Source organism: Corynebacterium sp. HMSC072A04, assembly GCF_001809235.1.
Classification (GTDB): Bacteria; Actinomycetota; Actinomycetes; order Mycobacteriales; family Mycobacteriaceae; genus Corynebacterium; species Corynebacterium hiratae.
Window position 1 is genome coordinate 25938 of record NZ_KV796752.1, and the last position, 10971, is coordinate 36908.

12 protein-coding genes are annotated in these 10971 nt (G+C 59.0%); 6 read left to right on the forward strand and 6 right to left on the reverse strand.

Annotation, left to right across the window (positions count from 1 at the left end; translation table 11 throughout):
* Nucleotides 1-29 precede the first annotated feature (29 nt).
* Nucleotides 30-1244, forward strand: coding sequence for a tryptophan synthase subunit beta (trpB, locus tag HMPREF2565_RS03440; protein ID WP_071406874.1), 1215 nt, complete (start codon nt 30-32; stop codon nt 1242-1244).
* Entirely contained in the window at nt 1244-2065 is an 822-nt protein-coding gene (gene trpA, locus HMPREF2565_RS03445; protein ID WP_070547217.1) for a tryptophan synthase subunit alpha, read from the forward strand. The genes trpB and trpA overlap by 1 nt, the downstream gene beginning before the upstream one ends.
* 113 nt (nt 2066-2178) lie before the next feature.
* On the opposite strand, the gene HMPREF2565_RS03450 is transcribed toward trpA, so the two are convergent.
* Together HMPREF2565_RS03450 and HMPREF2565_RS03455 are read right to left on the reverse strand one after the other, a co-directional pair.
* Nucleotides 2179-3384: an HNH endonuclease signature motif containing protein gene (locus HMPREF2565_RS03450; RefSeq protein ID WP_246819111.1), complete on the reverse strand. Its 1206-nt coding sequence runs from the start codon at nt 3382-3384 to the stop codon at nt 2179-2181.
* Between the two features lie 360 nt (nt 3385-3744).
* Complete coding sequence (locus HMPREF2565_RS03455; RefSeq protein ID WP_070547219.1) at nt 3745-4980, reverse strand: dicarboxylate/amino acid:cation symporter; 1236 nt, start codon at nt 4978-4980, stop codon at nt 3745-3747.
* 156 nt (nt 4981-5136) lie between these two features.
* Between HMPREF2565_RS03455 and HMPREF2565_RS03460 the strand changes: the two genes are divergently transcribed.
* The 4 genes from HMPREF2565_RS03460 (at nt 5137) to HMPREF2565_RS03480 (ending at nt 7839) form a co-directional block, all read left to right on the forward strand.
* Entirely contained in the window at nt 5137-5601 is a 465-nt protein-coding gene (locus HMPREF2565_RS03460) for an SdpI family protein (RefSeq protein WP_070517670.1), read from the forward strand.
* Between the two features lie 511 nt (nt 5602-6112).
* Nucleotides 6113-6484 (forward strand): Rieske (2Fe-2S) protein, encoded by a 372-nt coding sequence (locus HMPREF2565_RS03470; protein ID WP_049155608.1) that lies wholly within the window; start codon nt 6113-6115, stop codon nt 6482-6484.
* Between the two features lie 80 nt (nt 6485-6564).
* A complete protein-coding gene (locus HMPREF2565_RS03475) occupies nt 6565-7524 on the forward strand; it encodes a bile acid:sodium symporter family protein (RefSeq protein WP_071406876.1) in 960 nt (319 codons plus the stop codon).
* 6 nt (nt 7525-7530) lie between these two features.
* Nucleotides 7531-7839 carry a hypothetical protein gene (locus HMPREF2565_RS03480; protein ID WP_049155610.1) on the forward strand — a complete coding sequence of 103 codons (309 nt, stop codon included), beginning with the start codon at nt 7531-7533 and terminating at the stop codon, nt 7837-7839.
* 10 nt (nt 7840-7849) lie between these two features.
* Here the strand turns inward: HMPREF2565_RS03480 and HMPREF2565_RS03485 are convergent, their stop codons facing one another.
* From HMPREF2565_RS03485 to HMPREF2565_RS03500, 4 genes are read right to left on the reverse strand one after another with little or no spacing between them, the layout of a single operon-like run.
* Nucleotides 7850-8182 (reverse strand): branched-chain amino acid transporter permease, encoded by a 333-nt coding sequence (locus HMPREF2565_RS03485; protein WP_070547221.1) that lies wholly within the window; start codon nt 8180-8182, stop codon nt 7850-7852.
* The gene (locus HMPREF2565_RS03490) at nt 8167-8883 is read right to left on the reverse strand and encodes an AzlC family ABC transporter permease (protein ID WP_070547222.1); all 717 of its coding nucleotides are present in this window, start codon (nt 8881-8883) and stop codon (nt 8167-8169) included. The genes HMPREF2565_RS03485 and HMPREF2565_RS03490 overlap by 16 nt, the downstream gene beginning before the upstream one ends.
* A 35-nt stretch (nt 8884-8918) precedes the next feature.
* Entirely contained in the window at nt 8919-9518 is a 600-nt protein-coding gene (locus HMPREF2565_RS03495) for a YqgE/AlgH family protein (RefSeq protein ID WP_049155619.1), read from the reverse strand.
* A 2-nt stretch (nt 9519-9520) separates the two neighbouring features.
* Nucleotides 9521-10954 (reverse strand): CCA tRNA nucleotidyltransferase, encoded by a 1434-nt coding sequence (locus tag HMPREF2565_RS03500; protein ID WP_046648719.1) that lies wholly within the window; start codon nt 10952-10954, stop codon nt 9521-9523.
* Nucleotides 10955-10971 lie beyond the last annotated feature (17 nt).

Consider the following 10971-nt stretch of genomic DNA (forward strand, 5'->3'; position numbering starts at 1 on the left):
TGCTCCAAGCCCTAGCTAAAAGGAACACTATGACCAACCAACAGGACACCAGGGAGACCCTCCTACCCGCTTATTTCGGGGAGTTTGGCGGACAATTCGTTCCCGAATCCCTCATTCCGGCACTTGACCAATTAGAGAGGGCCTTCGTCGATGCCCAGAACGATCCCGCCTTCCGCGAAGAGCTAGCCGGCTACCTTCGCGACTATCTCGGCCGCCCAACCCCTCTCACCGAAGCCACCAAGCTCGGCGGAAAGGCACGCATCTTTCTTAAGAGGGAGGACCTTGTCCACGGCGGCGCGCACAAGACTAACCAGGTGATCGGCCAAGCGCTCCTGGCCAAGCGGATGGGGAAGACCCGCATCATCGCCGAGACCGGCGCCGGACAGCATGGCACGGCGACCGCCCTCGCCTGCGCTTTGCTTGATCTCGACTGCGTGATTTACATGGGCGCTAAGGACGTCGAGAGGCAGCAGCCCAACGTCTACCGCATGGAGCTGATGGGCGCGAAGGTGGTTCCCGTGGATTCTGGTTCCGGCACGCTCAAGGACGCCGTCAACGAAGCGCTCCGTGATTGGACCGCCACATTCCACGAATCCCACTACCTCCTCGGCACCGCGGCCGGACCCCACCCCTTCCCAACGATCGTCCGCGAATTCCACAAGGTGATCTCCGAAGAGGCGAAGGCCCAGATGCTCGAGCGGACCGGCGGCTTGCCGGATCTCGTCGTCGCGTGCGTCGGCGGCGGCTCCAACGCCATTGGCATGTTTGCTGATTTCATCGACGAGGAGTCTGTCGAACTCGTCGGTGCGGAGCCCGGGGGAGAGGGACTCGATTCCGGGCACCACGGCGCCACCATCAACAACGGCACCATCGGCATCCTCCACGGCGCCCGCTCCTATCTCATGCGCAATGCCGACGGCCAGGTTGAGGAATCCTATTCCATCTCCGCTGGCCTCGACTACCCGGGCGTCGGTCCACAGCACGCACACCTCGCTCAGACGGGGCGCGCAACCTACGTCGGCATCACCGACGCCGAAGCTCTCGAAGCCTTCCAGCTCCTCAGCCGCCGCGAGGGCATCATCCCCGCCCTCGAATCCTCACACGCGCTGGCCTACGCACTCAAGCGCAAGGATGAAGACATCACCATTCTCGTTTCCCTTTCTGGGCGCGGCGACAAGGACATCGACCACGTCCGCCGAACCCTTAGCGAGCACCCCGAACTCAAGATCACGGAGGACAAGTAATGAGCCGTTACGAGAAACTCTTCTCCACCCTAGCCGCACGCGGTGAAGGCGCTTTCGTTCCTTTCATCATGCTCAGCGATCCCGATCCCGAGACCGCACTCACCATCGTCCGCGCGGCCGTCGCCGGTGGCGCCGACGCCCTCGAGCTTGGTGTCCCGTTCTCGGATCCTGTCGCCGACGGCCCAACGATCCAGGCCTCCCACATTCGCGCGCTCGCCGGCGGTGCGACGGTGGATTCCGCTATCGAGCAGATCCGTCAGATCCGCAGTGAATTCCCGGACCTGCCCATCGGCATGCTCATCTACGGCAACGTTCCCTTCACCCGCGGGCTCGAGACCTTCTATTCCGAATTTCACGAGGCCGGCGCCGATAGCATCCTGCTTCCCGACGTCCCCGTTCGCGAAGGCGCCCCCTTCGCCGCTGCAGCCGACAAAGCAGGAATCGATCCCATCTTCATCGCACCAGCACAAGCCTCCGAGAAAACCCTCGAGGGCGTCGCGAAGTATTCCAAGGGCTATATCTATGCGATCTCCCGCGACGGCGTTACCGGCACCGAGAAGGAGTCAGAGACACGCGGGCTCGCTGACGTAGTGGACAACGTGAAACGTTTCGGAGGTGCACCGATTCTCCTTGGCTTTGGAATCTCCACCCCGCAACACGTTGCCGACGCCATTGCTGCTGGCGCTGCGGGAACAATCACCGGTTCCGCTCTGGCCAAGGTCGTTGATGCCCACCTCGACGATGACAACCGCCCCAACGACACTCTCGCCGCTGCGGTCACCGACTTCGTATCCACCATGAAGGCAGCCACCAAACAGTAGCCACGAAACAGTAGCCGGCTTCGACAGGCACGCCTCGCAACGGTCTCTTTCCGTCAGAATCCGCGCCTACGCGCGGCAGAGCGGAAGGGGGCCGTTTCACGTGAAACACTTCCCTAGAAGGGAATCTCCTCTCCGCCATTCGTGTAGCGATCTGCCGGATCAGTCATGTCGAATACTTCGACCATGGTTCCGTTATCCATTTCCACCTTCAGAGCCTGCGCGGCTTCGTGCATCTTGCGACGGTGAGCAACGACGTCTTCCGCAATGGTCCGGGCCCACACCTTCGAGGCTGGTGCCAAAGGGCCGGTCGCTTCCGTGACCGCCCAGGTTCCGTCCTCGTACAGCCACACGACATCGCCGGTTGCGGGATCCAGGATGTAAAAGGCCCGCCCATCTGTCTTCATATTGTGATGGTGCTGGCAAAGGGCCACCATGTTATCCGGATGCGTCGGGCCGCCATCCGCGTAGTTAATCCGGTGATCCAACTGGCAGGCCCATGCAGGACGATTACAACCAGGCGCCCGGCATGTGCCGTCGCGGCCTTCGACATACTTTCTCAAGAATTCCGACGGCTGGTAGCCCTGACAAGCTTCCGGGGCAGTGGTGAAATCGCGCCTCACGGTCTTCGAAGCCGGAACGCCCTCGCCGTTCCACCCATGTCCTTGGACATAGACCGGCGCACCCTCGACGTCTTTTGCCTTGTATTCGTGGACGACGACCTTACCCGCCTCTGGCTCGATCTTGCCGGTAATGAGCAGTACCAGCGCATCGGCCATGGAGACGCCATGTTCCTTTGCTGCCAACTTGATGGTTTCGTGGATGACGACACCCACGTTGCTATCCACTTCTAGCTCGATTAACCCACGTTCCCCGCGGGTGAGAAGAGAGTAGCGATTCTTCTTGCGCTTGTCACGGAAGGATACGGAGTCATCGAGCACCTTGCAGATGTCTCGAACCTTGCGCCGTATCTTCTCTACTGAGGGAAAGACTTGATTCGGCTTGGTCGGCGTTAACCAGACGGATAGCTTCTCATCCACTTCCGCTATAACAGCCGCCGTCGGATTGCCAAGCTTTGCCATCACCTGATCGATAGCAACTAGCATCTGCATGTCCAGTAAACAGTCCGCCTTCTGCAGGGCACGCAGCTTCGGCATTTCATCAAGACGGATCAGCGCCATGACATTGCGCGCAACGTGAGCCGGAGATTTTCCGGTCTTTTGCCCGATGCGCATAAAGGCGGTATCGGAGTCCTCATCGAGTGGTGGTTGGACGCCTGACCAGAATTCGTACTCGATTCTGCGCATGAGCTGACCAGCCATGCATTCAGGATCACGCGGATTTGAGTGGGAAAAGTATGCAGTGGGAAGTGACGTAGATGATTGTGCTGTGGTTGCCATGGGTAGCTGCACCCCTAAATTTGCGGAACAATTCGTTCCCCCACACCCAGCTATAGAATACCTGTTCTTACAATAAAGCGCAAGCCCTCTCCCAAGAAAATGGGGCTTAGGCCCGAACCGCCACGGCCAGAACCGCAGTCTACGCATCGGGCCACTAGCCCCCTACACGGCTGCGCACACTCTCCGAAATTAGGGCAAGAAAAATCCCCCTTCGCCCAACTATCCATCGCGGGTATCATGTCGGAAAAGGGGGAGTAGAAGCTTCAGGGTTTCACGTGAAACTTAGGCCTTGCTGAGCTCTTCGTCAGCAGCCTCGGCATCTGCCTCGGCCTCTAGGCCCTCAATCTTATCGCGCGCGAAGCGGTCGACGATCATGGCGATGGCGCCGTCCCCTGTAACGTTTGCGGCGGTACCCACGGAGTCAATAGCGATGTAGGCGGCAATCATCAATGCGACCATCGAGTCATCAAAGCCCATATTCGCTTGCAGAAGTCCGACCGCGACCATCACCGCGCCACCCGGAACGCCAGGAGCAGCGACCATCATGATGCCCAACAGCAAGATGAAGCCAAGAGCCTTCCCAAGGTCAGCCTCCATACCATCAGCCATGTACACGATCGCGAAAGCGTACAGGGTGAGCTTGATCATCGAACCAGAAAGGTGAATCGTCGCGCAAAGCGGAATCACGAAACCTGCCACCGGCTTGGAGATTCCATTCTTCAGTGCGGCGTCGAGAGTGACCGGAATAGTAGCCGCAGAGGAAGACGTACCCAACGCAGTAAAGTACGCCGGGGCCATGTTCTTCAGTGCGGAGAATGGATTCTTGGCCGCAATCGCGCCAGCGATAATGTACTGCAGGACCAGGTAGACCAAGGTCATCACAACCGCGAGCAGAAGCACCTTAGTGAAGGCGATCAGCACGGTACCGATATTTCCATTCATACCCAAGGAGAGGAACATACCGAAGATGTAGATCGGCAGAAGGGGGATCACGAAACCCCAAATGACCTTGATGACGACGTTCTCAAATTCCTTCGTAATTGCGTAAAGATTATCCGACTTCACAGTCGTCATGGCTACGCCGATACAGAAGGACAGCAGCAGCGCCGTCATCACTTCGAAAGGCGCTGGCATCTCAACCGTAAAGTAGGGCTCCAGAGCTCCCGCATCGATGTCAGAAACCTCGGTATTGAGCGTTTGTCCGGCCAGCAAAGTGGGGTAGAGGACCTGGGTCAAGCCGTATGCGATAAGCCCTGCCACGATAGTCGAGCCGTAGGCAATTCCCGCAGTAATGCCCAACCACTTACCGGCACCACGCCCAAGGCCTGCGATTGCCGGGGCCACGAGCGCAAGGATAAGGACTGGAATGAAGAAGCCGAGGAAGTTTGAAAACAGGCCGTTATAGGTTGCGAAAGCCCTGCCAAACCATTCCGGGGCAAACTGGCTAACGATGATGCCCAAGACTATCGCGACGATAATCTTGAACAACAGAGAGTTGAGAACACTCTTAAATGTCATGATTGAATCTTTTCTATGGTTGCTACCACGCTGATCAGTTCGCTCGATAATAAAGTCTTTAATATCTACCAAGCGACACGAAATGTATATTACAGCAGCATGCGAATAAATTGAACTGACTTTCTCCCTAACTACGGGGCGGGATAGACTATGGGCATGCTCGTAGTCGGAATCATCTTCCTCATCGTGGCCGCCATCTTTATCGTCGTCGGCGGCCTAGCCTCGCTCCGGAAGCTCCCGGGTAATAGCGTCGTCGGTTTGCGCCTCGCGGAGATCCGCAAGACTAAGGAAGCTTGGGATAATGCCCACGCCGTTGCAGGACCGTTCTGGTTCCTCGCCGGCGTCGCTTTAGTGTTTGGCGGAATCATCGCGCTGCGGGCCGAGGGTTGGATGTGGTTGATCCCAGCACTCACGTTCGTCGTAGCTGTTCTCGCACTCTCGGTCGGTTCCAATATGGGCGCCCGCGCGGCGTATCTCTGGGATCAAGCCCACAAAGAGGATGAGGGTTGCGGTGAATCCTGCAACTGTGGCGACGGTGGGTGCGGGGGAGAGGCACCGACTGTCGACGTCTCCGCGGCCCGTGCTGCCGCAAAACGTGCCGATAACAGCAATCCTCGCTAGCAATCAATAACGTACAGTGACGTTATTATAGTGACATCTTGATTGCTCGCGTTTCGTCACTAACATTATTATTCCAAAGGCCATTCCAATGGTGGGCGATACTCACCATTGGAATGGCCCTTTGTGTGCAGACCCCAGTCTGAAAGATGACTGGGAACTCGACGCCAACTTCGTGGGAAGCCGGCATCGTCTCGTGACAACCTTTAACCTACGGCGCACTATGGATGGCATGAAGAAAAGCGTTAACACCCGAGCAATCCGAATCATCGCCGCAGCCGCACTCAGCATTAGCGTTCTGGGCGCTGGGGCAACCTATGCCTTCACGAATGATTCACGGGGCGGACGACACGTAGCTTCGCCAGGGACCATCTATAGCGATGTCGGTACATCGTACGGATCCTACGATTTCAGCGGCAGTAGGGAAGAAGAGTTACCTGTGTGGGATGGCAAACTCAGTTAAGAACGCTATACCTCACACTATGGAACACGCCGATCAGATAGAGTAAGCACCATGACTACGTGTTCCCGCCGCCTCTTCCTCCTCGGTACTGCCACCACCTTCGCTGGTGCCTATCTCGCCGCCTGCGGCAAAGAACCTACCGCCGAAATAGCCGCGACGGATATACCCGTTGGATCAGCCATCATCGTGGACAAAGTGATCTTTGCTCAACCCACGGAAGGGGAGTTCAAAGCTTACTCCCAAACCTGCCCGCACCAGGGATCCCTCATTACAAAAATCGAGGGCATGACCGCCACCTGCACCAGCCACTATTCCAGCTTTGACCTCGGCACCGGCGAAGTGACCGGAGGTCCCAGCGCCAAACCGCTCACGGAGTACGGCGTGGAGAATGACGGGGGAACGGTACGCAACGTCACCGCCTAACGCACGGTCGAAGCTTCGGGCCGCTTCGCTCAAACCGATGTTTCACGTGAAACGGTGGGGGTGCGTCTACACTCTGTTATATGCTTGAGCGCCTCAAAAGACTCGATCCCCTCATTGTCCTCATCCTCTGCGCCGTTGCGGTCGCCATCGTTCTTCCCGCGCGAGGCAGCTTTGCGGATACCTTCGACGTCCTCACGAACATCGCAATTGCCGTCCTCTTCTTTCTCTACGGAGCCCGGCTGTCGACGCGCGAGGCGATCAACGGCGTCAAGCATTGGAAACTCCATCTGACCATTTTGGTCTTTACCTTCGTGGTGTATCCGATCATCGGTCTCGCACTCCGTCCACTCACGGCTTTCATCCCAACCGACTTATACCTGGGCATTCTTTACCTCACCCTAGTTCCATCAACGGTCCAATCATCGGTAGCCTTCACGTCCATCGCGCGCGGAAACGTTCCCGGAGCGATCGTCTCCGCATCAGTGTCTAACCTCGCCGGCGTTGTCCTCACCCCGTTACTCGTCATGACCCTCATGGGGGCTGGCGACGGCATCCGCATCGATAGCTCCGTCTTCCTAGAGATTTCCGTACTTCTGCTTCTGCCTTTCATACTCGGGCAATTAACAAGAAAATGGGTAGGAAAAGTTGCAGCCAGCAAAGCCACCAAAGTAGTGGATCGCGGCTCCATAGCGATGGTTGTTTACGCGGCCTTTTCGAAGGGAATGGTCGACGGGATTTGGGCGTCGATTAGCGTATGGCAGATTCTGTTCCAGGTTGTGTTCTCAACTGCATTCGTCTTCTTCATGCTGTGGCTCACCAAGGTCGTGAGCAACAAGCTGGGATTCGACAGGGAGGACACCATCGCCATCCAGTTCTGCGGTTCGAAAAAGTCCCTCGCCACGGGCCTGCCCATGGCCTCAGTGATCTTCGCCTCTGGTGGCACGTCTTTGGGGCTTCTCATCCTCCCGCCCATGATCTACCACCAGGTGCAATTGATGATCTGCGCGTCTATGGCGGCTCGCTATTCGCGGGTAGAGTGAGACCACATGAAAAAGCTTTACGTTCGCACCACCATGACTGTCCCGGAGGTCGGCACCGCCATCCACATCGCGGAACTCGAGGAAATCAGCAACGAGGCTTGCTCCATGTTGCGCATGATTGCCCTCGCGCCGAATGACGCCATCGTCGGCGCCGCAACGCCGACCGCCTCGGTGGGTGACGCCAACATCCCACAGCAAGTGGTGCCGCACCCTGACACCTACGACACGTTCCCCGACATCGACGCCGAGCTTATCGACGCCTTCCAGTTCCACTCCCTGTGGACCGAGGCCATCGCGCTATTCGGCGACTTTTAGCGTACCCACGCTACAGAACGAGATTCACCAGCACCATATAGAAGGCAGTCCCGCCGAAGATGGAAAGACCGGAATTGCGGCGCCACAGGTGCAACGCGGCGGTAACAGCGGCGGCTACGAGGGGAGCAACAATGCTTCCCGTATCGCGAGCTTGGCCGAATAAGGTATAGACCACCAGAACTGCCATCACGCCGACCGGCATGGTGAACCCGAGCATGCTGATGAACTGGCTACCCTTCAGGGCCTTCACGAAGGCGAAGGGAAGCCAACGCAGCACGACGGTCACAATCCCGACGGGGATCAGCACGGCGAAGATGCTGGCCAGTGTTACTCCGGCTGGCATGACGCCTCCCTCCGTAGAATCAGTGCGGTATCGACGCGAGGGGAGAGGTAGCGCACCACGAGCAACACAAAGTAGGCGGACAGCGCCACCATAAGAAGCTGACCAGGAAACAAGAAGCCCGCAAGAATCCCGAGCACCACGGCAGACAGCGGAAGCGAGTAGTCCTTGTTGTTCTGGAAGGAATCGATGGCAAGGACGATGAACAGTGCGACGAGGGCAAACTCCAGTCCCTTCACAGAGGGCGGGATTGCCTGACCGGCCACCGCGCCAATGATGCCGGAACCGACCCACAGCACTTGGCAGTAAAACTGCACCGTGAAGACGAAGGCGCCGCTTGGGCGAGAGTCTCGGGGAAAGGCGGAGAGGACGGCATAGGATTCGTCGGTAAGCGCGTAGGTGGAATAGGCGCGGCCGAGGGGACTAGAAATCTGATCGCGCGGGAAGGTCAATCCATAAAAAATGTGGCGGAAATTGACCATGAAACCAGTGAGCGCAGCCACGGCGGGCGTCACGCCGCCGGTCACCATGGAAATAGCAAGGAATTCCATCGAGCCGGCGTAAATAACGATGGAAAAGATAGGGGTCCACCACCAGTCGAAGCCGGTCTGAACCATGAGCACGCCGAAGGCGAGGCCCAGCGGCACCACTCCCACGGCGATAGGCATGCAAGTCCGTATAGCCTTGATGATCTCCGCGCGCATGGCAGAGATGTTAGCGCAGGGAGAGGCGAAGAGCTCTAATTATCTTCATCGATGTAGCGCGGGAAGGTCGCAAACAGCGGCAAGGGCATGGCTTGGCGGCGCATCACGTCCGACCACGTATCGGTCGAGCCAGAGGAGACCACGTCCTGGGGCAGGGCGGGGGCCACGTACCACTCGCCACGGTCAATTTCTTCATCCAGCTCGCCCGGGCCCCACTCAAAGAAACCAGCGAAGAAGCGCATACCCTCCACCAGATCGGCGACGTCCTCCGGGCTCACGCGCAGATCGACGAGCGCCACGCGCGGGGCGAGGCGATTCAGCGAAGGCTCTTTCTCAATGTCCACGCCCTGGCGGGTCAGCGCCACACCGATGGCCGCCTGCTGGTTGTGCGGGCCGCCGATATAGAGGGCCTGCGGCTTGGCCGCTACGGGTACCCATTCCGGCATGACGTTGAAGAGGGCGACCTCGGAGCGGTTGGTTAGATCCACGCCATACGTACGCCCGGCGTGCTGCTCCGTAATCAGAATGACGGAACGGTTGTAGTGGGGCGTGAGAGTGTCGGGCGCCGCCACAAGGAGCTGGCCAGGGGCGGGATCGTTGCGCTCGAGGGCGTTGAAAAGTCTGTCTGCGTACATCCCTATCTAGAATTCCACCACTCGCGCAGCTTCGCAATAGCCACCTCGCGCTCGAGGGGCCCCTCTTCGAGGCGGAGCTCCTTGAGGTAAGACCAGGCCTGGCCCACTTCGGGGCCGGGCTCAAGGCCGAGGATCTCCATGATCTCGTTGCCATCGAGATCCGGGCGCACGCGTGCAAGATCCTCCTTGGCGGCGATATCCGCGATGCGCTCCTCCAACTGATCGTAGGTGCGCTGCAGGCGGCGGGCCTTGCGTTCGTTGCGGGTGGTGCAGTCAGCGCGAACGAGCTTGTGCAGGCGCGGAAGGAGATCGCCGGCATCGGTGACGTAGCGGCGCACAGCGGAATCGGTCCACTGGCCATCCCCGAATCCATGAAAGCGCATGTGCAGGTAGACCAACTGGCCGATGTCCTCGGTCGTGGCCTTGGGGAACTTCAGCTTGCGCAGGCGCTTGCGGGTGAGCTTCGCGCCCACCACCTCGTGGTGGTGGAAGCTCACCTTGCCGTCGGTGGTATCGCGGGTATCCGGCTTGCCAATGTCATGGAGCAGGGCGGCCCACCGAAGAATGAGATCGGGACCGTCTTCCTCCTGCTCCATGGCTTGGCGCAGTACGGTCAGCGAGTGCGCGTACACGTCCTTGTGCTGCGCGTGCTCGTCGGGAGCCATGCGCAACGCCGGGATCTCCGGAAAAACATAATCAGCAATCCCGGAGTCAACGAGCAGGTCAATACCCTTCCACGGCGCGACACCGCAGATGAGCTTGTTGAGCTCCACCTGCACGCGCTCCACGGTGATGCGCTGGATTTCGCCCGCCATGTCGGTCATGGCATCGCGCACGCGCTGGGCGACGTCAAACTCCAACTGCGCCGCAAAACGCGCAGCACGGAGCATGCGGAGAGGATCATCGTGGAAGGAAATCTCCGGCGCATCTGGGGTATCTAGGATGCGATTCGCCAAGTCCTCGAGACCGCCCATCGGATCGTGGAATTCGCGGGTGCCGTCGGGCCGCAGCTCGATGGCCATGGCGTTGACCTTGAAATCGCGGCGCACGAGATCGCCCTCGAGGGTATCGCCGTACATGACCTCGGGGTTGCGGGACTGCCCGTCATAGCTATCTGAGCGGAACGTGGTGATCTCGATCTGCTGGCCCTTATAGGCCGCCGAGACCGTGCCGAAGTCAATGCCGGTATCCCACACCGTCTCCGCCCACTCCTCGAGGATGGAATAGACCACGTCGGGCCGGGCCGGGGTGGTGAAGTCGAGATCGTTGCCCAGGCGGCCGAGCAGCGCGTCGCGGACGGAGCCGCCGACGAGGTAGAGGGGGGCGTCGTGAAGCGCAAAGCGTTCCACCAGGCCGCTTAAGAGGCCACTGAGCCGGGCGACGGTGGCGTCCGCGCGGGCGAGAACGCCGATTAGCTGAGTGTCCTGAAAATTCACGGATCGAAGTCTACTAC

Excerpts from the sequence above, each read along its gene's own strand:
- trpB (WP_071406874.1), top strand. The coding sequence starts at position 30 with ATGACCAACCAACAGGACACCAGGGAGACCCTCCTACCCGCTTATTTC.
- trpA (WP_070547217.1), top strand. The coding sequence starts at position 1,244 with ATGAGCCGTTACGAGAAACTCTTCTCCACCCTAGCCGCACGCGGTGAA.
- HMPREF2565_RS03450 (WP_246819111.1), bottom strand. The coding sequence starts at position 3,384 with ATGGCTGGTCAGCTCATGCGCAGAATCGAGTACGAATTCTGGTCAGGC.
- HMPREF2565_RS03455 (WP_070547219.1), bottom strand. The coding sequence starts at position 4,980 with ATGACATTTAAGAGTGTTCTCAACTCTCTGTTGTTCAAGATTATCGTC.
- HMPREF2565_RS03460 (WP_070517670.1), top strand. The coding sequence starts at position 5,137 with ATGCTCGTAGTCGGAATCATCTTCCTCATCGTGGCCGCCATCTTTATC.
- HMPREF2565_RS03470 (WP_049155608.1), top strand. The coding sequence starts at position 6,113 with ATGACTACGTGTTCCCGCCGCCTCTTCCTCCTCGGTACTGCCACCACC.
- HMPREF2565_RS03475 (WP_071406876.1), top strand. The coding sequence starts at position 6,565 with ATGCTTGAGCGCCTCAAAAGACTCGATCCCCTCATTGTCCTCATCCTC.
- HMPREF2565_RS03480 (WP_049155610.1), top strand. The coding sequence starts at position 7,531 with ATGAAAAAGCTTTACGTTCGCACCACCATGACTGTCCCGGAGGTCGGC.
- HMPREF2565_RS03485 (WP_070547221.1), bottom strand. The coding sequence starts at position 8,182 with ATGCCAGCCGGAGTAACACTGGCCAGCATCTTCGCCGTGCTGATCCCC.
- HMPREF2565_RS03490 (WP_070547222.1), bottom strand. The coding sequence starts at position 8,883 with ATGCGCGCGGAGATCATCAAGGCTATACGGACTTGCATGCCTATCGCC.
- HMPREF2565_RS03495 (WP_049155619.1), bottom strand. The coding sequence starts at position 9,518 with ATGTACGCAGACAGACTTTTCAACGCCCTCGAGCGCAACGATCCCGCC.